Annotated in this window: 16 protein-coding genes and 1 riboswitch; of the genes, 1 reads left to right on the forward strand and 15 read right to left on the reverse strand. The window is 55.7% G+C overall.

The genetic code is table 11. From position 1 onward, the window contains the following. Positions 1–49 precede the first annotated feature (49 nt). The 15 genes from FRY98_RS07170 to FRY98_RS07240 form a co-directional block, all read right to left on the reverse strand. Complete coding sequence (locus FRY98_RS07170; RefSeq protein WP_148450990.1) at positions 50–1,222, reverse strand: hypothetical protein; 1,173 nt, start codon at positions 1,220–1,222, stop codon at positions 50–52. A 35-nt stretch (positions 1,223–1,257) separates the two neighbouring features. Further along, positions 1,258–1,581: a WXG100 family type VII secretion target gene (locus tag FRY98_RS07175; RefSeq protein ID WP_148450991.1), complete on the reverse strand. Its 324-nt coding sequence runs from the start codon at positions 1,579–1,581 to the stop codon at positions 1,258–1,260. Between the two features lie 257 nt (positions 1,582–1,838). Further along, positions 1,839–2,528, reverse strand: coding sequence for a thiamine phosphate synthase (gene thiE / locus FRY98_RS07180; protein ID WP_148450992.1), 690 nt, complete (start codon positions 2,526–2,528; stop codon positions 1,839–1,841). Then, on the reverse strand, positions 2,525–3,421 hold the full coding sequence (gene thiD / locus FRY98_RS07185) for a bifunctional hydroxymethylpyrimidine kinase/phosphomethylpyrimidine kinase (RefSeq protein ID WP_148450993.1): 897 nt from the start codon (positions 3,419–3,421) through the stop codon (positions 2,525–2,527). The genes thiE and thiD overlap by 4 nt, the downstream gene beginning before the upstream one ends. Beyond that, the gene (thiM, locus tag FRY98_RS07190; RefSeq protein WP_148451233.1) at positions 3,418–4,260 is read right to left on the reverse strand and encodes a hydroxyethylthiazole kinase; all 843 of its coding nucleotides are present in this window, start codon (positions 4,258–4,260) and stop codon (positions 3,418–3,420) included. The genes thiD and thiM overlap by 4 nt, the downstream gene beginning before the upstream one ends. 72 nt (positions 4,261–4,332) lie before the next feature. Then, positions 4,333–5,019: a thiaminase II gene (gene tenA / locus FRY98_RS07195; protein WP_148450994.1), complete on the reverse strand. Its 687-nt coding sequence runs from the start codon at positions 5,017–5,019 to the stop codon at positions 4,333–4,335. Positions 5,020–5,189: 170 nt separating this feature from the next. Then, positions 5,190–5,293: riboswitch (TPP riboswitch) on the reverse strand. Positions 5,294–6,097: 804 nt separating this feature from the next. Next, positions 6,098–6,553: a VOC family protein gene (locus FRY98_RS07200; protein WP_148451234.1), complete on the reverse strand. Its 456-nt coding sequence runs from the start codon at positions 6,551–6,553 to the stop codon at positions 6,098–6,100. 423 nt (positions 6,554–6,976) lie between these two features. Then, positions 6,977–7,324 carry a hypothetical protein gene (locus tag FRY98_RS07205; protein ID WP_148450995.1) on the reverse strand — a complete coding sequence of 116 codons (348 nt, stop codon included), beginning with the start codon at positions 7,322–7,324 and terminating at the stop codon, positions 6,977–6,979. Between the two features lie 47 nt (positions 7,325–7,371). After that, complete coding sequence (locus tag FRY98_RS07210; RefSeq protein WP_148450996.1) at positions 7,372–8,670, reverse strand: sensor histidine kinase; 1,299 nt, start codon at positions 8,668–8,670, stop codon at positions 7,372–7,374. Between the two features lie 169 nt (positions 8,671–8,839). Next, on the reverse strand, positions 8,840–12,673 hold the full coding sequence (locus FRY98_RS07215; protein WP_211373265.1) for a GH32 C-terminal domain-containing protein: 3,834 nt from the start codon (positions 12,671–12,673) through the stop codon (positions 8,840–8,842). A gap of 99 nt (positions 12,674–12,772) precedes the next feature. Next, entirely contained in the window at positions 12,773–13,654 is an 882-nt protein-coding gene (locus FRY98_RS07220) for an ROK family protein (protein ID WP_148450997.1), read from the reverse strand. Positions 13,655–13,681: 27 nt separating this feature from the next. Further along, the gene (locus tag FRY98_RS07225) at positions 13,682–15,157 is read right to left on the reverse strand and encodes a glycoside hydrolase family 32 protein (protein WP_148450998.1); all 1,476 of its coding nucleotides are present in this window, start codon (positions 15,155–15,157) and stop codon (positions 13,682–13,684) included. 49 nt (positions 15,158–15,206) lie between these two features. Next, the gene (locus FRY98_RS07230) at positions 15,207–16,817 is read right to left on the reverse strand and encodes an ABC transporter substrate-binding protein (RefSeq protein WP_148450999.1); all 1,611 of its coding nucleotides are present in this window, start codon (positions 16,815–16,817) and stop codon (positions 15,207–15,209) included. A gap of 51 nt (positions 16,818–16,868) precedes the next feature. Then, positions 16,869–17,750 (reverse strand): carbohydrate ABC transporter permease, encoded by an 882-nt coding sequence (locus tag FRY98_RS07235; RefSeq protein ID WP_148451000.1) that lies wholly within the window; start codon positions 17,748–17,750, stop codon positions 16,869–16,871. A 17-nt stretch (positions 17,751–17,767) separates the two neighbouring features. Then, positions 17,768–18,661 (reverse strand): ABC transporter permease, encoded by an 894-nt coding sequence (locus FRY98_RS07240; protein ID WP_373317715.1) that lies wholly within the window; start codon positions 18,659–18,661, stop codon positions 17,768–17,770. A gap of 509 nt (positions 18,662–19,170) precedes the next feature. On the opposite strand from FRY98_RS07240, the gene FRY98_RS07245 reads away from it, so the two are divergent. After that, a complete protein-coding gene (locus FRY98_RS07245) occupies positions 19,171–20,217 on the forward strand; it encodes a LacI family DNA-binding transcriptional regulator (RefSeq protein WP_148451001.1) in 1,047 nt (348 codons plus the stop codon). The last annotated feature ends 91 nt before the right edge of the window (positions 20,218–20,308 follow it).

Genomic DNA, 20,308 nt, shown 5'->3' on the forward strand with positions numbered 1-20,308 from the left:
CCTATGTAATTCCGGTGAACCCCGGGTTCATTCCGGAACGATTTCTCGTTTACCATTCCAGCGTAAAATCAGGCATCTGGAGCAGACGCTCCAAATGGCTTGCGATCGCCTGGTCCAGACAAGCTTCCAGTTTGGTCTGCTCCCCGTCCAGCAGTTCATGGATCCGGTCATAGAATCCGGCCATCCAAGGCTCCACATCAAACGGTTCCCGATCCAGCGAAAAGAGGGCGATGCCCATAAAAATCGTCTGCACGCTGTCATACGTCCGCTCCACGAACGCGCTCGCACGGGCCGCATGCTCCCCGGCAATTTCCGGCACTCGGGCATGATAGTCTTCGTCGCCGACCTTGGCGAGTTCCCGGACCATCGCTTCGCGGTTGGCCGTCAACACTTTGCCGGCATACCGTATCGTCTCGTCGACCGAACGGAGAATCCCTTCCCGGTTCAATGAACCGATTTGCAAATAAACGGAATATACGCCCAGGTCGGCCAGCAAAGCCTCTTCTTCCTCAGGCCCGGGAAAAAAGAGACCCCAAATTTCCGGTTCCACCGTGTCGGCCCGCTGATAGAACCAACTGACGAACCTGGAAAATTCGCTCTGTTCGGCGATTACCGGGTTTCCCGCGGGGTCGAACTCCAGCTTCCGGTAATAAAACGCCTCGTCCTCTTCCTTCAACTCCCCTTGCTGCTTCACAAACACGACCTTTTCCGTATAAGCTCCGACCGGGTCGTCTTCCCCGACATAATTGACCGCCCTTCCGGGCAGCTCTTCCTCGCCGGGCGCTCCAAATACAACCGCTCCCGCACCGAGCAGCGCGGCCAGTTCCGCGGCGCGCCAGCCCCCTTGCCCGAGTCCCGTAAAGCTCAAGGTTCCTTTGGTCTCGGCGATGGGCCGCAGCGCCGCCATAAATTCATCCATGGTATATGTATGGGAGAAAGGCGTTTCCGCGGGTTCCTGCATAACCACAACCCCATGGTTATGTTCCCTGTGCACAAAAAAATAACGGTCCGGGCGCTCTCCATCCCCCTCCCGCCGGTCCCATTCCCAGTCGACCAGGTTCGCCGACCTTCCGATCTGCTGCGCCAAATCCCCCTGGCCGATCCCCGCAAGCTTCGCCTCCAGCCCGGCGGCCAATTCCAGGACGCCTCCGGATTGCTGCGCGGGCAGGAGCCCGGTTTGGGCCAACTCACACAGCAATATATAGTCTTTTACGCTCAACATCCCATTGTCTCTCCCCAATATAAAGATAAAATCGTCTATTTTTTGTTTTTCTGCTGTTTCAGCAGCTCTTCTTTGGCTTTTCTCTCCGCCTCCGCGCGGCGGCGGTCATCCGCGGCCTGCACTTCCCGGGCGAGCCGGTCCAAACCGGTTTCCAGATCGCGGATTTCCGCGTACAGCAGCTCGATCTCGCTGCGCGTTTTGCCGAGGTAATCCTCCTTGAACGCTTGGCCCGCTTTCCCTTTCCACCAGGAAGAGGTCTCGTGCACGGTGGAAACGAATTGCTTCTCCATTCGTTTGAGGTCCGCGTTTCCCTGTGACATTTTTCTCGCGACCGCGCGTATTTCACTTGATGAATACACCCTGATTCCTCCATTGCAAAAAGGTTCATTTTGGAATAAATCACTTGCATGATTTACCAAACATACTACCTTATACCCCTTGAAATCTCCACTGCCAACCGGACTGTTTCATGCAAAATATTCCTTTTGGCCTAGGCGTTATGTGGAAAAAGTCCTTGTCCCCGGACGCAAGTCTCACCCTCTCGGAAAAGAGAAAAAAGCGGCCTTTGTCCAAGGCCGCTGCTTCATCGCTGCAATCCGCTTTATATAAGGAAGAATTATAACGCCTCCCTGATCTTGGTCAAAAATCCCTTCACCCCCGTGCGGACTTCACCGGCCGGAACCCCGGTGACGGCCGAAATGACGGCGACGCCGTCCGCGCCGGCCCGGACCACGTCCCCGGCGCGGGCGGCGGTGATACCGCCGATCCCGACCATGGGGACGCCGATGCCGAGGGAGCGCAGCTCCGACAGCAGCCGGGTCCCCTGCACCGGCCGGGCATCGGCCTTGGACGCGGTCGGATAAATCGGGCCGATGCCCAGATAATCCGCGCCCTGCTCCACCGCGCGCCGCGCTTCCTCCGGCGTATGGGCGGATACGCCCAGCAGCCGGCGGCCGCCGATCCGCGCGCGGACCTCCCCGGCGCTTTCATCCTCCTGCCCGATGTGCACCCCGTCGGCTCCGATCCGCAGAGCCAGGTCCACATCGTCATTGACGATGAAAGGCACGCCTTTCCGGCGGCAGGCGTCCTGCAGCCGGAGGGCCAGGGCGAACCGGGCCTCGCCGGTGAGCGCGCCGGGGCCCTTTTCCCGAAACTGTACAAGCGTGACCCCTCCGGCCAACGCTTCCTCCACGATGTGCAGGGGATCCGCCCCGCGGCAGTTCGGACTGCCGACGACCAGGTACATGCGCAGCAGTTCGCGCACACGCTCCGGCTGTATCCGCAGTCCGGCCGCCGCGCCGGTCATAGCGGCACCTCCTGGCGCCGGCGGTATGCCCAGTGGTTGGTCGGGCCGTGACCCCGCCCGAGCTCCAGGCTGTCCTCGATCGCCGCCTGAATAAACGCCCGGGCCGTACGCACGGCTTCCTGCAGCGCGGCCCCCTTCGCCAGGGCGGCCGTCAGTGCCGCGGAAAACGTGCATCCCGTGCCATGGGTATGCACCGTCTGAACCCGGAGGCCGGCCAATTCGGTAAAATGGCTCCCGTCATACACCAGATCGACCACCTCTACGCCCGCCTGGGAGGAAGGCCATGACTTGCCGCTTACGCTTACGTTTTCGCTTTCGCTTACGCGGGTGTTCCCCTCGTCGTGCCCTCCTTTGATCACGACGAGCTCCGGTCCCATGGCGCGAATCCGCTTGGCCGCTTCCCGCCGCTCCTGCATCGTCCGGATCGGCAGCCCGGACAACACCTCCGCTTCCGGAAGATTCGGGGTCACGACCTGGGCGAGCGGAAGCAGTTCTTCGCGCAGGGCGGCGACCGCTTCCCGCCGCAGCAGCGTTTCCCCGCCCTTGGCGATCATCACGGGATCCACGACGACGCGCTTCCAGCCGAACCGGCGGATCTCCGCGGCGACCGCCCGGATGATTTCCGCATCGAACAGCATCCCCGTCTTCAGCGCGTCCACGCCGAGATCCGAGCCGACCGCCCGGATTTGCTCGGCCGCCGCCGCCGGGGGCAGCGGGTAGACCCCGCTGACGCCGAGCGTGTTCTGCACCGTGATCGCCGTAATGGCCGACATCCCGTAAACGTCCAACTCCTGGAACGTTTTCAGGTCAGCCTGGATGCCGGCGCCCCCGCCGCTGTCCGAGCCGGCGATCGTCAGCGCCTTGGGAATGCGGGGGAGGCCCTCCCTTTTCATGGCCGGCCTCCGGCGGACGCCGTCTCGATCTCGCGGACGGCGGCATAGCCTTTGAGCGAATGCGGATGCAGCTTCGCCAGCTCATCCAGGAAGGCGGTCTGGAAGCTGCCCGGTCCGAGGGAGGCCGTCCGTTCGGCGGCCCGGGCGGCCGCCGTGCCGTAGAAGGCCAGCCCCGCCGTACCGGCCAGCATCAAGTCCTTCTCGACCGCCGCAAACGCGCCCAGCACCGACGTCAGCAGGCAGCCCGTGCCGGTCACCTGCGTCATCAGCGCGTCCCCGCCGCTGATGATCCGGCACGCGCTTCCGTCGGTGATCACATCCACCCGGCCCGTGATGGCCACCACGGTCCCCAGGGCGTTGGCCGCCCGCACCGCCAGGGGCACATTGTCCTGGCTCTCGCTCTCCACGGCGTCCACTCCCTTGATCTCGCGGGCCTCGCCGATCAGGTTGGCGATTTCCGACGCGTTCCCCCGCACCAGCGAGACGTTCACCTCGCTCAAAATGCGCCGTGCCGTTTCCGTCCGGAACTTCGTCGCCCCTACGGCGACAGGGTCGAACATCACCGGCACGCCATGCTCGTTCGCGGACTGTCCCGCCAGGATCATGGCGTCGACCAGCCCCGCGTTCAGCGTGCCGATATTCAGCACCAGCGCGTCGGCGATTTTGGCCATCTCCGCCACTTCTTCAGCGGCGCTGGACATCACGGGCGACGCGCCGATCGCGTATAGTCCGTTCGCCGTAAAGTTGGTCACGACTTCGTTGGTCATGTTGTGCACGAGCGGCTTTCTTTTTTGCAAACGGGTCAGAACATCCGACAATTCTTTTTCCAGCAAACGCATCGTCATCCACCTTTCTGTTCCTCGAATCTCATGTTTCGTCGTATCGAACCGCACGCCGGGTTTGGCTATCGCCTACACGACCGCGGCCTTCGGCGGCACCGGCCACTCCTCCACTTTGAAGGCCATATCCCAGAACAAATACTCCAACTGGCAGCTGTAGATAAAATGCTCCTTCATCCGCGCGCGCTCCGCCTGATTGGACGTCTCCCCCCAGGCATCGACCCGCGAGCGCATCAGCTCCGTCGCCTCGCCGGCCATGCCGCCGTAGAAACGAATCCATTCCCCGAACGGATGGGATGGATCGGGCATCACTTCCTCCATCAGCCGCCGTCCGATTTCCAGATAGGTCCACGGGCAAGGCAGCAGCGCCGCCATGATTTCGCCCAGGCTGCCTTGATGGGCAACCGCCAGCATGTGCTTGACATAATGGTCCGCCGACGGGGCCAGAGGGAACCCTTGAACATCCTCGAACTTGACGCCGGCCACCGCGCAAAAATTACGATGCGGATGGACTTCGCTGTGCAGAATAAAAGAAATCTGCTCATGAAACATCGCGATCTCCTCTCTGTCGGCACACTTGGAAATCGCCATGCCGTACACCCGCATGTAGGCGTTCAAATATTCATAATCCTGCTTCACGTAATGAATCAGCTGTTCTCTGCCGAGCTTTCCTTCCGCGATTCCTCTGACAAAGGGATGCGCAAATATCGCTTCGAACAAATGGTCCGCCTCCCGGCGAAGCTCCTCGGTAAACCGCATTCCTTTCCACCTCCCGATAATGTTGAAATGAAGACGGAAGTCCCGGGAGAGCTTCGCCCGTCCACTTGTTTCCGGGACACCAAAAAAGCCGCCCCGGAAACGGAGCGGCTTCATTCTAAAAAGCGTACACCCTACACAAAACCATGTATAACGGTGCGTGATCGCCTTTCATATGACCGACTCCACTTTCCTACGCTAGTACGAACTAGATCAGGTTCAAAGGGTCCAAGATATCCTCTTGTCTCAGCCGCTGACGGCTCCCCTAGTGGACTTCCTATTCATTTGCTTTCTACTGTACCTAGGTTTGCCAAATCTGTCAAACCCTTAGAAAGGTTGCCTATCCGCCATAATTCCTTGCGATAAGCTCTCATGCCTGCATTAGCGGACCTTTTCGACGTTATTTCAACTGAATAAGGGACTAGCGGCTGTAACAGCCTCCCTTTGAGCCGGACGGGTAAATAAGGGCCATTTGAGGCGCTATTTTGTCGAATTTGGCTCTTCGGTGTGAAATAGAGATCATTTGGGGCCTTATTTTAGAGAAAGTCGGGCTAAAACCGGATTTTTGAGCTCACGCCAGAGAAATAAGGCCGTTTTTGACCGCTATTTACCCGCGAAAGCGAATCGGGCCGAAATAACGGCCCAAAATGCCGCTAATATGACGGGGCGGCAAGGAAGATTGCGGATAGGCAGCACCATGTCGGGTTTAATGCAACGCCAGTGCGCTATTTCTCCCCCGAGGCAGAATCTGACCGATAGCAGCCTTTTGGGCTGCTATTTGGCGGGCGTCCGGTATCCCTGGAATGGCCCGGCGTGAGCGTGCAGGTGAGCATTACCGGGTAAGCATTGCCGGGTAAGCGTTGCCGGGTAAGCGTTGCCGGGTAAGCGTTGCCGGGTAAGCGTTGCCGGGTAAGCGTTGCCGGGTAAGCGTTGCCGGGTAAGCTTTGCAGCATGAGCACGTGCATGCGTAGGCGTGAGCATGAACCTATGCATGCTTGGGTATTTGAGTAGCTTGAGATGGTCGCGTACACGCACGCTGTATAGCCTCCCGTTCGCGGTTTATTACTGCTGCCCTAGTCGCTTACTTGTCGTTCTCCAGCAGCTCGATCCACAGCTTCAAATCGCGGGTGGCGTCCATATAGGCGTAGCGGCCTCCGGTGTACTCGCCCTTTTGCGCGAGCGGCATCCCGCGCTTCTCCAGCAGCGTGATCTTCTCCTTCATGCCGTCGATGACAAACGCGATATGATGCGGCCCTTCGCCATGCTCGTTCAAATAGTCGCGCCAGGTGCTGGGCTGCTCGTCCGGCTCGATCAATTCGATCTGCAGCTGGCCGCAATCAAAAAAAGCCAGCTTGGCACGACCGGCCGCCGGTTGCCCGTTGTATTCGGTCCGCGCGACCTCCGCGGGGTCGGTCCAGGACCAGGCCGGCTTTTCCACGCCCAAAAAATCGGCATAGGCCTGTGATACGGCCTCAATATCGTTGACTAAGATTCCGATTTGCGTCACGACGCGCGTTCCCAGCCAGCTTTTGTCCATGTTCATCGCAATTGGCTCCTCCGCTTATGACTTGGTACAATTTCATCTTAAATTTGAATGAAAGCGCCGTCAAATCATGGGCTTCGGATAGGTTGTCCTCGGCGATATGGGGATCAGTGGGCTGACTCGCTCCCCCCATCGCGTTCCGGACCATTAAATTCCTGCAAATCTGCAGGAATTTCCGGCGTAATTTCCACATTCAAAGGAATTCCTGCAAATCTGCAACTTTTTCCTCACCAAATCCATTTTTTATGGCTGACACGCGAAAATACCTGCACATTTGCATCTTTTTCGTTTTGGGTCCACAAATACCTCCGAAAAGCCTGCATATTTGCATCTTTTTCGCTTGGCGGCACTCAAACAGAACAGCACAGCGGTACTTGATCCACTGTGCTCCGCCATCCTCGGCTATCTCGGCCAATCCTACCTTTTATCCACTTGCAGCAGCGCGATTTCCTTCAGGCGGTAGGTATGCTTGATTTTGTCTTCCGCGATCACGTTCAGTTTCAGGAGGCCGGTGATTTTGGCGGTGTCCGGCTTGGAGAGCAGGCGCCACAGTTCCAGATCCGGGAGCGCCTCATAGAGTTTATTCTCGTCGTACTCCCGGCGGGCCTGGTGAATGACCTTGACCTTATGGCGTTCGAGCTCCAGAACTGTAATTTGCCGTTCTTCGCAATGACTCAGAATACTGTCCCGAAGCTCCGCCAGCTCCTGCTCCAACTCTTTCATCCGTTGTTTGACTTCATAATAGCGCGCAACGATCCTATCCATAGGCTTCAGCTCCTTTATATCCCATGGATATGCCGTAAGCGGAAGTTTTAGGACAGCCCGTCTGCCGGAACGCCGCTCCCGTTCCCGAACGGCTCCGGTTCGTACAAAGGGAGCGTGATGGTAAAGCGGGTCCCTGCGCGATGGACGCTTTTCAGCGTAATGGTCCCTCCCATTCCCTGGATGGCCTGATAAGAAAAACTCAAGCCCAACCCGGTCCCCCGGGACTTGGTCGAGAAGAATACGGACCCCAACCGTTCCACCTGATCCTCCGTCATTCCGATGCCATTATCCTCAATCGTCAAAATGGCTTTGGCTCCCTCGGTCCGAAGGTCCAGGGTCACCTTTCCGTCGGAGACGGCGTAGCAGGCTTCGATCGCATTTTTGATCAAATTGACGAGAATCTGCTTGATTTTTTCCGGGTTGGCCAGAATCGGCACGGCTTCAGGCGGCGCCTCCAGTTCCAGAGCCACATTGTTCATATTGGCGTAGGGACGCATCACCTCCACGGTAATCCGCAGTTGGTGCGCCAGATCGGTCGCCTCCTGCAGATCCGTGAGCGGCTTGGATATCGCGAGATATTCGGAGAGAATGTACTCCGTACGCTCCATTTCGCTGATACAAATATCGATGTAACGGTTCACTTTCTCCTGATCCAGCCGGGATTCCCGGATCAGGGTCAGGAACCCTTTGACCGCGGTCAAGGGGTTTCGGACTTCGTGGACGAGCGAGGCCGCGACCTGGCTGATCACCTCGACCTTTTCAGTCTGCACGTAACGGATAAACATGTCCTTGTCCGCGGCGGCTTTCTGGAATAGCCAGATCAACAGCCAACTGCCGACAAAGTTTTGAACCGGAATGGCCAAAACATGAAACCATATATGATTTTCGATCGATTCCGGGTTGTGCCAATAAACGAATCCAATCGGGACGATGGAGAAGACGGCCCCCGCCGATAAGGTAACCATCCACTTTTTGTCGATGCTCCGATACCATTTGTACAGCAGCAGCGAAATCGGGAACGTAACCAGCAGAATTAGCATGGCGATCCAGGTTCCGTCTCCGCCGAGATATAACCGATACAGCACAAATTCCGGCAGAAGAAGGAGGCCGGCTTTCAAGCCGCCGAAGAGCAGCCCGAAAAACAAAATGATATACCGGATGTCGTAAAAATACCCGCTCACCGCGCTTGCCCCGAAGGTCATGGAAAAAAACAGGCAGATCATGCTGGTCACGATAACGAAGCGGGTCGAAAAGTTCCGGGGCTTGTCCCGGTAGTATACGTTAAACGCCAAAAAAGGGATCAGGGCAAAAAACAACTGAAGTATAATTTCCTTAACTACGGTCATCCATAGTGTCACCCTTCACAGGTTACTGGTTTAATTCGCTACTATTCTCATCATATTTCTTTTTTTGAAAATCGTATACAGAAAAACTGTAAAAAAAACACGATTAGACAAAGTTCATACTCTGTCCAATCGTGTCCATTCGCCCGGATCGACATGGCCGCCCTGTCATTTACGGTTCCTGAAACTTCCACCTCTGCCGACTCCGGGACGGGTCCGCGGTCTTCACGCTCAGTCCGCTCCCGTCCTCCGTGACCTCTATGGCCTGATCTTGGTGGGCCGAGATCAAGGAGACCGTTCCGTCTTCATGCTTGGATATGAGCCAGCGCTGATTGGGGTAGCCCAGATAATCGTACAATTGAAGCTTGTTCTGACCGGTGTCAAGATCCAGCGCCTTTCCTTCCTCGGTGCGGATCGAATAAGACCCCGCCTCGTCTCCGGTAGGCACCAGAACCCAAACGCGGCTGCCGCCTTCCCGGGCAGGATCGGCCAGGATCACAGGCTCTCCGTTCTGCGATTTCTCGACAAATAGCGTTTGCGTTCCCCCGCTGGGAACAAACTTCGCTCTTTGTAATTTCGCGGGTTCCATGTGGCTCGCGTTCACATGTTGAAAGTAGGCTTCCCCGCCGAACACATGGACGCCCAAATGTCCCTCGGCGAACGTTCCGTCGGTTACCTCCATCATCTTCCGCCCATCGACGAACACGCGGATCTGCGGGCCGCTTGTTTCGATGCGAATACGGTAGGTTTTTCCCGGCTGCAAAAAAGCGGGCACTTTGGCGAGCACCTGTCGCTCCGCAAAGGCTCCGTCCAATTTGTAAAACAAGCGGAAGGCCTTCATATTGGGATCGATGTTAAAAAAGTATCCGCTCCGTCCGTCCGGACTGGCCCGGAACAGAATGGAGCCCGCGCCGCCCGTTTGGGCCAGCTTCATCTCGGCTTCCAGCGTAAAGTCCCCCGCTTTTTCCCGGGCCATGTAAGCCGCGTCTCCGTCATATCTGCCGCGAATTCCCTGTTCCGTGGCAACCCACGCCGCGCCGGAAACGCTCGACGTCCAGCCGGTCAAATTCGTGTGAAATTCCCCGGCGAACACCTTGACCCGCACCACGGCGGACGCTCTGCCGTCGGCGGTGGAGGCGGTGAGGATGGCTTCGCCTTTTCCTTTCCCGCGAACGATGGCCCGCCCTTTACCGGAAGACTCCACCTCCGCGACACCGGCATCGCTGGTCGTCCAGCGGATCGGCGCGTTTCCTCGTTTTTTTGTGCCCGCCACCGCCGCATTCAACGTTAACGCATCACCTACGGAGATTTCCCGGTCGCCCGTATCCATGACCACGTTAGGCGTCGATGCGTCACTCGGATTCCATACGTTATTCAGCGCGTTTACCTTCAGGGAGACGATCCGAACCTTGCCGCCGTCCGTGTAAAAACCCATCTCCCGGCTTGCCGGATCGGGAAAGACGACATCGGATATCACCGCCCGCCCGTCATTGCCGAATACTTCAACCGAGGCGTCGTCGACGAAGATCCTTAGCTTGATCTTTCCGTTCTCCGGCATAAGCGGTGCGGTATGGAAGGTGGAAAATAACGGCGAAAAGTCCGTGTTGCCGGATTTTGAGCGGTCCACAAACATCTGCTTTTCCGCCACCTTGTAGCCGGCCACCGTTTTTTGTTCCCCTCTCTCACGCAGCCGGAAGCCAAATTCCTTGACCGTGCTGCCCTCGGGAATCTCGATAAGCGCTTCCATTTCATAGGCGCCGGAGGACAAACCCTGAAGAAGATTCGCTTCCTTCGGTGTCACCAGCCTGTCTTTAACGGAGAACCATTCCCGTTCCAACGACGCGAGCTCCCGGATCGGGGCCTGAAACAAGCGCGTCCCTTCCTCCGTTTGCCGCAATGTAACCTCCCTCGGAATGGAGAGGGTTCCCTTCCACCCTTGCGTCGGGAAGGCGAAAGGGTAGTCCCAGTTGGTCATCCAGGCCAGCATAATTCTGCGCGAGTCCGGCAGATCGGAAAAGGACATGGACGCATAATATTCTTTGCCGTAATCCGTCGTCAGCACCTTCCCGGCCGGATGGTCGTTGACGAATTTTCCGTCCGGGGTGAGCTCCCCGATAAAGTATTCGGCCGCCGAGCCCTGTGTTTTGGGATTGGCCCCCGTGCTGATCATCAGCACCCATTTCACCTCGTCCGTCCCCTCCACTTTCAGCGGAAAGAGGTCGGGACACTCCCATACGCCGCCCCGGACATAATCCCCGTATCCGAAGAGGTCCGTAAGGGTCCAATCCAATAAATTCGTCGAAGTGAAAAAACGGATATGATCGCCGCCGGAGACCACCATAACCCAACGGTTATTCGCTTCGTCCCTGACGACCTTGGGATCCCGGAAATCCCAGCCGCCCGGGTCTTCGCCCTGTTTGCCCGGGTTTTCGATCACGATGGGACGCTCCTTGGAATACTCCCAAGTCCGGCCGGCGTCTTTGCTGTACGCCAAACCGATGCGCTGATTTCCGTTCGGGGCATCCGGATTATAGGAGGTATAATAAGCGATCAGCCCCTTGCCCCCGGCATCGTCAAATAGCCCCGAGGCATTGCGCAGGTCAGCCACGGCCGAACCCGACCAGACATGGCCGTATTCGTTCCAGGGAAGCGCGACGGGGAGGCGTTTCCAATGGACCAGATCCGCGCTTACCGCATGAGCCCAAGTGCCCCCGTCCTGATGAAACAGGTGGTATTCCCCTTCGAAATAAACGAGCCCGTTGGGATCGCTCGCCGATCCCCTGGCCGGGGAGTAGTGATAATCCGGTCGGTATTTTTCCGAGTAATAATCAACTGCCGCCGTTAGATAGACGTCCTGAAAATACCCCGTGCCGTCCGATACGGACAAGCCGGCGTGCCCCCGGCTAAAGCTGTGATCGGTCACTTTGATCGCCGGTTCGGCATATCCGTCGAGATGCACTTCAACTCGGGGCCCGACCGCCGAGATCTCCAGATGATGCCTGGCCGTTGGCGGAGACGGATAGGCCCGGTCCGACGTCCGAATCACGGTTCCGTCCATTTTCCGCAATTGAACGCGGACCTCGCCCTTTTCTTTCACCAATGCCGCCTCGTATCCTTCGGTCCCTTTGGCGTTCGTCCGAAACAGCAGCCCACCGTCGCTCCGCTCCGTACCCTGCGGTCCAAATGCAAGGTTCCCTTCGAGGACAAGGTCATCCCCCTGTTCCCTGTAAATTCGCAGCGCGCGGTATGAACCGGTTCGATCACGTCCACCCGCCCCGCGAATCCCTTTAAGGTCCGGCTGCCAGTTCCCCGTTTCCATCACGGGAGAGCCCAGATCGCTCTTGAATTCACTGATTTTTACATTTTGGAAAAGCACCGCTCCGCCCCGGACATGCAGTCCCAGATATCCCGAGGTCGTGTCGGCGTCTCCCGCCTCAAGGGCCGGCGCATAGGAGTCCCCCCAATACACCTGAATCCGGCTCCCCTCCGCTTTGACCTTTAAATGGTAGATTTCCCCCCGGGTCAACGTAACCCGCCGCTCTCCCAACTGCTTCTCGTTCCCCTGATCGAGGGTTTCGCTCAAACGGAGCGACTCCGTTTTCGGTATCAGGGAGAGCTTATAGAAGGACCGGCCTTCCGCATCGGAGCGGAAAATCAGGGATGGCTCCGCCTCCCGGTCCGTGATCATCACATCGGCCTCCAGCACAAAATCATCCGCCTTCGTCGCGGCGATCGCCATAACCCCATGATCAGGCTTCGCGCTCAGCAAGGCGCCCTGATCCGTGTTCTCCATCTTACCTTGGCCCTCCACACGCCACCCCGACAAATTAGTCACAAAATTGGTTGCGCTTTCAAAAATCGCCGTATCCTCCTTTTTTGCAAAGCTCATAGAACGACTGCCTTCCGCCCGTCCAGTGCCCGGTTGCCCGATCAGAGCCAGTAATGCGCCGAAAACAAGCAGCGCCGACATCCATACAGACAAAAAGGAGTGAAATTTTCTCAACATGTCGCCCTCTTTCCTTCCCAAATGGATTATTCGCGGCCCGCGGCGGAACAGGAAGAGAAACGAAGCCCTCCCTTCCTATCCCCACCCTTTGCCGCCGAATCAAGCCTGATTTCTCAATGCCGATAGGCCCAAAGCCAACGCGCCGCAAAGACCCGCTTGCTGCCCAAGCCCGGGGGGCACAATGTAATCGTCGATCTGCTCCAGGATAGCGCCGGCGTTCAAGTATCCGTTCAGATTCCGCTTCACCGCCTCCCGGATCAAGGGATAGAGCTGCGCTTGCTGCATGACTCCCCCGCCGAGAATCACTTTCTCGGGGGACAGCAGGAGGATCGCCCCCGCAATCGACTGGGCGAGATAGAACGCCTCGATCTCCCAAGCGGGATGATCGGCCGGCAGTTCATGCCCCTTCACCTGCCAGCGCTTCTCCAGGGCCGGACCGGAGGCCATTCCCTCCAGGCAATCCCCATGGAAAGGGCAGGCCCCCGCAAAGTCATCGTCCGGATGCCGCCGGGTCAGCACATGCCCCCCTTCCGGATGAATCAAACCATGGACGAGCTTGCCTTCCGAGTAGACGCCGATGCCGACCCCCGTGCCCACGGTGTAATACAGGCAACTGCCTAACCCACGGGCCGCACCCCAGGTCGCCTCCCCGAACGCGGCGGCGTTGACGTCCGTGTCCCATCCGAACGGTACCGGAAATTCCCGCCGCAGCGTGCCGAGGAAATCGAAGTTTCCCCAGCCCGGTTTCGGCGTGGTTGTCACGTAACCGTAAGTCGGGCTGTCTTTGCGGATATCGATCGGTCCAAAGGAACCGATCCCGATCGCATCCGCTTGCTTTTCTTTAAAGTAGGCTATAACACGGCCGAGCGTAGTTTGCGGGTCCCCGGTCGGAAAGCTGATGCTTTCCGCAATCTCCCCCCGGTCATTCCCGATCCCGCATACAAATTTGGTGCCGCCGGCCTCAATCGCTCCTATTCGCATCGTCAGTTACCCTTCCTTTCCCTTGCTTCACTTCCGGGTTAGGGCGGATGGTTCCAGGGTATACACCTCAAGAACATCCAGCACCACGGAGTCATCCTCCGCAACGAAAGCGATGCCGCCCGCTTCGCCTTCCGGATAAATCAAATCGGTAATCACGGCCTGCCCGCCGTCCGCGAACAACTCGATCGAGGAGCGGTCCACCAGAATCCGCAGCTCCACCTTGTCGCCGGCCGCGTTCAACTTGGCGTGATGAGCGCCCGGGAAGTGCGGATGAAAATCATGTTTGCCCGATTTGTTGCGATCGACGAAAACTTCACGATCCGCGGCGTTCATCCCGACCACGGTTTCGCCGGCGTCTCCCGATCTTACTTTGAAGGCAAAGGAACGGTCCGCGAAAGCTACGGCTCTTAATTCAAAACTTTCCAGCCGCAGGGAACGGAGCGCCTTCTCGGCCTCGGCCGCGGATACGCTTTGAAGACGCAGCGCGGGTACACGGGCGCCCTCCAGCTCTCTGGCCGGCTTTTGCAGCAAATAAACCGCGCCGTCCCTCTCCTCCAGCGACAATTCTCTCGGTACGGTCATCGCTCCGCGGAAGTTCTCCGTCGGCGTCAGATTGGCGTATTTCCAATTGCTCATCCAGCCGATGAACAGACGTCTGCCGTCCTCCTCGGGCACATCGGACCAACTGACTCCGGCATAATTGTCCCGTCCGTGATCCAGCCAGCGGATCTCGCTGGATTCCGCGTCGGGCGTAAACGTCAAACCGTCGAAATCGCCGGTGAAATACTGCGTGCGCGAGCCCTCCGGATAATCCGGGTTATCTCCGATGCTGACCAGCATCACCCATTTCTGTCGGGAAGGATCCCCGCCGATGGAGAGCGGAAACAGGTCCGGGCATTCCCACACGCCGTCGTGGAACCCGATACCGTCGCCGAACTCGCTGGCGAAGGTCCAGTTCTTCAGATCCGGGGAGTGATACAGGCGAACCGTTTGACCGCAGGCCAAGATCATGATCCACCGTCTGGTGCCCTGATGCCAAAACACTTTGGGATCGCGAAAATCGATCAGGCTCTCGTCCTGAAGCACCGGATTTCCTTCGAACTTGGTCCAGGTTCTGCCTTTGTCGACACTGTAAGCCAAGCTCTGGGTTTGAACCGGTTGAGCCCCCTCCGCTTCCCGGCTGTGGGTAAATATAGCGACCAGTCCGGGATTTTCACCGAAAAATCCGGTCGTATTATGCCAGTCGACCACGATGCTTCCCGAAAAAATCATCCCGATTTCGTCCGGTGCCAGGGCGATGTCGAGCTCCTCCCAGGTCACCAGATCTTTACTTACGGCGTGTCCCCAGTGCATCGGTCCCCAGGTCATACCATGAGGGTGATGCTGAAAGAACAAGTGATATTCCCCTTCAAAGTAAACCATCCCGTTGGGATCATTCATCCACATCGCCCGGGGCGAAAAATGATAGACACCTCGGTAATTTTGCTTGATAAAAGTTGACATGGTTTCTCTCCTTCTCCCCGGCTTTTATCCGGCAGTTCTCTATCTGATCTTACTTTTTCGTGGCTCTGTCATAACCGGACTGTTTGATTTCCATCCATTCCTTAAGCCCAAGCCGATCCAATTCCTTCAAATATTCGTTCCACTGCTCGTCGATCTTGCCGTTCTGGTACCATTCGGTGCGCATTCTCAATACGTATGCGAACAGATCCGTCTCAATCGTCGTCAGACGCTCCAGCTCTTCAATCGAATTGAACACGCTCGGCATCGAATGTTCCGCCTTCATATGAGGCGCCATGATTTCCTTGACGATCCGCAGTCGTTCCTTGGCGTCGTCCGGCAGCGTCGTATACTTGCCATAGTAGCTGTCCAAAATGGCCAGCGGCCCGCCGACACTCGTCTTTTCTCTGAGCTCCACCGGCGCGGTTCCGTTCAGAGGCAAGTGCTTCAGCGTATTTTTCTCCGCGTCGTATTCGAAAATGTTCTGCTGGGTTTCATCCCCATAGGTTCCCCAGTTGTTTTGCACCGATTGAATCGGATCGTACATCTGGTCCACCCATTTCGCCGTCGCTTCCAGGTTTTTGTTGGCGCTCGTAATCACCATCCGGCCGCGATGGAAGCCGAGGGCATTGATTTGGGTAACATTGATTTCGCCGTCGGGACCGGCGAGCGGAGGCATCACGTCATAGCTGTCATCGGCCCCGGAAATATTGCTCTTGTCCCAGGAGAAATACAGGCCGTATTTGTGATCCTTGCCTTTGGCCAGATAAGTGCTCCAATCCTGCGTATAGGCCTCGACGTCGATAAGCCCTTCTTTATAAAGCTCGTGGATAAACTTGACCGCTTCCTTATATCCTTCCTCGGCCGGCGCGAACACCACTTTGCCGTCATTCGTGACGACAGCGTGGTCGGCGTTCTCCCCAAGCCCGAAGGAAGCGAAAAGGAACACCAGGTCCTCGGCCCCCGGTTTATTAATGAAGGATAACGGTATTTCGTCCGCTTGGCCGTTCCCGTTCGGATCCTGCGTTTTAAAGGCGATCAGCACCTTCTTAAGCTCCTCCGTCGTCTTCGGCATTTCGAGCCCCAACTTCTTCAGCCATTCCACATTAATCCACGGAACGGCGTCCACCGCCTGAATCCGTTCCTTGCCGCTGCCCAGCTCTTCGATCCATGGAAAAGCATAGATATTGCCGTCCGGAGCGGTAATCATCGTTTTGTATTCCGGAGCTTCCTCCAGCACTTTTTTGAAGTTCGGCATGTACTGCTCAATCAGGTCGTTCAAGGGGATAATCGCCCCGTCCTTCGCCAGCTTCAACAGCTCGTAATCGCTGTACCCCGCGTCGAAAATCGCGTCGGGAAGATCCCCGCTCGCCATGGCAAGATTTCTTTTTTCGACGAACACATCCTTGGTGAAATTCTTCCAATTAATATGGACGTTCGTCTTTTCCTCGAGCCGTTTGTTGATCAGCTTCTCGTTGGGATCGGCCGGCGCGAGCGGCGAGCTCTGGGTTATAAAGTTCAGCGTCACCTTTCCGTTCGGGTCCTGCTTCTCGCTGGCGGCCCCGCCGCCCCCGCCGCCGCAGGCCGAGAGCAAAATAGCGGAAGCCAAGAGCGTTGCGGATATCGACTTCATGGCGCTTTTCGATGTACTCGTTTTTTTCATTGTGGATGACCTCCCAGTTTTATTAAAAGTACATATATGTGCTGCCGCCCCCTATTTCAGGGAACCGACCATGACACCTTTCTCAAAATACTTTTGAAAGAACGGATACATAATGACCAGCGGAAGGCTGGAGATGACGATCGCCGCATATTTGATAATCTCGGACAGGCGCTTCATTTCCGCCATGGCCAGCTGGTCGCTGATCATCCCCGGGTCCACCTGGTTCTGGATCAGAATCGAACGGAGAACGAGCTGAAGCGGATGCAGGTTCGGGTTGTCCAGATAGATCATCGCGTCAAAATAGGAATTCCATTGTCCGACGAAGGCGTACAGGATAAGTACGAATATAATCGGTTTGGAAAGCGGCAGCACGATCCGGAAAAAAATGCTCGCTTCCGAAGCGCCGTCGACATCGGCGGCCTCGCGCAATTCACGGGGAATCCCTTTGAAAAAGGTCCGGGATAAAATGATGTTCCACACGTTGACGGCCCCCGGAATAATCACCGCCCAAATCGTGTCGAGCAGCCCCAAATTTTTGACAAGCAGGTATGTGGGAACGAGCCCCCCGCCGAAAAACAAAGTGATCAGGAACAGGGTCATGAACCACCCCCGGCCCTTCAGGCGGTCATCCGATAACGCGTAACCGGCAAAGATGGACACCGTTACCGTAATGAGCGCAAATGAGCTGGAATACAGCACCGCATTGCCGAAGCCGCGGATCATCGCCGGATTGGACAGAATTTTCTGATAACCGTCCAGCGTCCAGTCCGATACCCGGAAGGATAAGCCCCGGCTCAATAACACGGAGGGATCCATGAAGGAAGCGACCACGATATACAGCAGCGGAATCACTACGACCAGCACGGCCAGGGCCAGGAAAAAACCGTTCAATTTCAGCAGAAACCGGTCGAAGCTAGAATGTTTAATGGGCATTGTTGTTTGCTCCTTTCTCAATAAAGACCATCGCCCTCATTTAGCTTTTTGACGATAAAGTTTACCGTAACCAGCAGAACCACGTTGATCACGGAGTTAAATAAACCGACGGCCGCCGAATAGGCGTAATCGCCCGATTGCAAACCGATTTTGTAAACATAGGTCGGAATGATTTCCGAGGTCGGCAAATTCATCGCCGTCTGCATGAGATAGGCTTTTTCAAAACCGATGGACATGATCCCGCCCGCCGCCAGGATAAAGACGATGGCCATAATCGGCCGGATCGTCGGCAGATCGATGTTTCGAATCCGCTGCAGCAGGTTAGCCCCGTCAAGGTTGGCCGCATCGTGCAGTTCAGGGTCCACATTCGCCAAAGCGGCCACATATATAATGGAGGACCAGCCGGCTCCCGTCCAAATGTCGGACAGAATATAGATCCACCGGAAATACTCCGGCCTGGACATAAACATGATGGGCTCCCCGGTCATCCAACTGAACATTTGGTTGATCGGCCCGGTCGGCGACAGAAAGATGAAGAGCATCCCGACAATAACCACTACGGAGATAAAGTTAGGGGCGTACAGAAAAAGTTGAATGTTCTTTTTGACCCCTGCCCGCCTTACTTGATTGAGCATCAGCGCGAGCAAAATCGGTACCGGAAAACTCAAAATCAAACCAAATAAGCTTAATTTAAGCGTATTCATAAAGATAACTTCAAAATTGGGAGAAGACAGAAACTTGTCGAAATGTTTAAAGCCTACCCATTCGCTTCCGAGAATCCCTTTGATCGGACTAAAATCTTTGAATGCGATAATCGCTCCGTACATGGGACCGTACTTAAAAATAAGGGTAAGGATCAGAGCCGGCGCTAGCAGCAAATAGAGAAAGGAATGCTTCCGCAAATATTTCATCCAATTTGGCTTGCCGGAGTGAACAAGCGCCGATTTCCCTTGGGTGGTGTTCATCAGATTTTGCAAATTCATGGCCTCCGTTCTTCCTAACTTTGCATATGTCAACAGTAAAGGCTTTCATATTAACATTTTCGGCCGCCTTCATGTATCGAATGCACTTACAATTTAACAAACAGAGAGACGTAGGTCAATACATTTTGTTAAAATATTTTTGTGCATATGTAAAAGTCAATTCGATATTTATGGGATTTATATTTACAAATGTGTGCAATAAATGTGATAAAACTAAAAACTTTAGCGAATTCAAGCTAACAGGCTTCTTATCGGCTGTTATTAGAGCATAAACAACATGTATAAAGTAAATTATGCAAATTTACATTTGCAAACTTAGGTGTGCATTTGTAAAAAATATATTGCTATTTCCAATAAACTGTTATACATTGGAAGAGTCGAAGTCATCGTGTTCTCACTTCTATAAATAGATCAAGTAAAGATACCGAGGTGAAAGAATGGCGAAGGAGAAAGTTACGATCCAGCATATCGCCGACGCACTGGGAATTTCCCGAAACACCGCCTCCAAAGCGCTGAACGGAAGCGGGAGCATTCCGGATGAAACCCGGAACAAAGTCATCAGAAAAGCGATCGAATTGAAATATAAACAGTTTGCGTTCATGGAAAGCGAAAGCCTCTTAACCAAGAGCAGCAATTCGAGAAACATCGCTCTTCTAACCGAGAATCTGCCCAATACGTCCCATTTCGGCTCCACATTGATCAGCGGCCTGGAGAAGAGAATCAGTTCGGAGGGCTATAATTTGTCGATTCATATCGTCAGGGATATTGAACTGGAGTCTTTATCGCTTCCGAACAATTTCGATAAGGCGAATGTCGACGGCATTGTCTGCATCGAGCTGTTTGATCTGGAATACAGCAGACTGATTACCGATCTCGGAATTCCAACCATTTTCATCGATTGCTCGGCCCATGTATGTTTCCCTGAATTTCAGGCCGACGTCCTGTTGATGGAGAACGAACACAGCACATACCAGCTGACCAAGAAACTGATTGAAGGCGGATACAAGGAACTGGGGTTTATCGGGGATTACAATCACTGCCGGAGTTTTAACGAGCGATGGGTGGGCTTTAACCGCGCTTTGACGGAGGCCGGCCTCGAGCTTAAGCTGTCTCAATGCGTCGTAGACGATGACCGCCTGTTTTCCTCCAAGCCCGGTTGGATGGATGAGCGGCTGGGCGAGATGGAGAAGCTGCCTTCCGTTTTTATTTGTGCGAACGATTACATTGCCATAAGCGTTATCAAGGCGCTCAAGAACCGGAACCTGTCGATTCCCGGCGATATTGTGGTCTGCGGCTTTGACAACGGACCGGAGTCCGTAATCGTCGAGCCCCATTTAACGACTGTTCATATTTACAGTAATGAGATGGGAGTTAAAGCGGCGGAAATGCTGCTGTCCCGGATTCATGATCCGAATCAACCCCATCAAGTGTCCCACATTTATACGAAACCGATTTTCCGGGAGTCCACCCCGAAACTTGAATAGTCCCGCCGCAAGGCGGCAGCAAAGCAAAACGGCCGGGTAAGGGGGATCCCTTACCCGGCCGTTTTTTAGATTTGAGCTTGCTTGTATCTTC

Source organism: Paenibacillus faecis (genome assembly GCF_008084145.1).
Lineage (GTDB): Bacteria > Bacillota > Bacilli > Paenibacillales > Paenibacillaceae > Fontibacillus > Fontibacillus faecis.

What these genes read in the sequence shown, in the direction of transcription:
- FRY98_RS07170 (WP_148450990.1), bottom strand. Translation starts at nt 1,222, where the DNA reads ATGTTGAGCGTAAAAGACTATATATTGCTGTGTGAGTTGGCCCAAACC.
- thiE (WP_148450992.1), bottom strand. Translation starts at nt 2,528, where the DNA reads ATGACCGGCGCGGCGGCCGGACTGCGGATACAGCCGGAGCGTGTGCGC.
- thiD (WP_148450993.1), bottom strand. Translation starts at nt 3,421, where the DNA reads ATGAAAAGGGAGGGCCTCCCCCGCATTCCCAAGGCGCTGACGATCGCC.
- thiM (WP_148451233.1), bottom strand. Translation starts at nt 4,260, where the DNA reads ATGCGTTTGCTGGAAAAAGAATTGTCGGATGTTCTGACCCGTTTGCAA.
- tenA (WP_148450994.1), bottom strand. Translation starts at nt 5,019, where the DNA reads ATGCGGTTTACCGAGGAGCTTCGCCGGGAGGCGGACCATTTGTTCGAA.
- FRY98_RS07200 (WP_148451234.1), bottom strand. Translation starts at nt 6,553, where the DNA reads ATGGACAAAAGCTGGCTGGGAACGCGCGTCGTGACGCAAATCGGAATC.
- FRY98_RS07205 (WP_148450995.1), bottom strand. Translation starts at nt 7,324, where the DNA reads ATGGATAGGATCGTTGCGCGCTATTATGAAGTCAAACAACGGATGAAA.
- FRY98_RS07210 (WP_148450996.1), bottom strand. Translation starts at nt 8,670, where the DNA reads ATGACCGTAGTTAAGGAAATTATACTTCAGTTGTTTTTTGCCCTGATC.
- FRY98_RS07215 (WP_211373265.1), bottom strand. Translation starts at nt 12,673, where the DNA reads ATGTTGAGAAAATTTCACTCCTTTTTGTCTGTATGGATGTCGGCGCTG.
- FRY98_RS07220 (WP_148450997.1), bottom strand. Translation starts at nt 13,654, where the DNA reads ATGCGAATAGGAGCGATTGAGGCCGGCGGCACCAAATTTGTATGCGGG.
- FRY98_RS07225 (WP_148450998.1), bottom strand. Translation starts at nt 15,157, where the DNA reads ATGTCAACTTTTATCAAGCAAAATTACCGAGGTGTCTATCATTTTTCG.
- FRY98_RS07230 (WP_148450999.1), bottom strand. Translation starts at nt 16,817, where the DNA reads ATGAAAAAAACGAGTACATCGAAAAGCGCCATGAAGTCGATATCCGCA.
- FRY98_RS07235 (WP_148451000.1), bottom strand. Translation starts at nt 17,750, where the DNA reads ATGCCCATTAAACATTCTAGCTTCGACCGGTTTCTGCTGAAATTGAAC.
- FRY98_RS07240 (WP_373317715.1), bottom strand. Translation starts at nt 18,661, where the DNA reads ATGAAATATTTGCGGAAGCATTCCTTTCTCTATTTGCTGCTAGCGCCG.
- FRY98_RS07245 (WP_148451001.1), top strand. Translation starts at nt 19,171, where the DNA reads ATGGCGAAGGAGAAAGTTACGATCCAGCATATCGCCGACGCACTGGGA.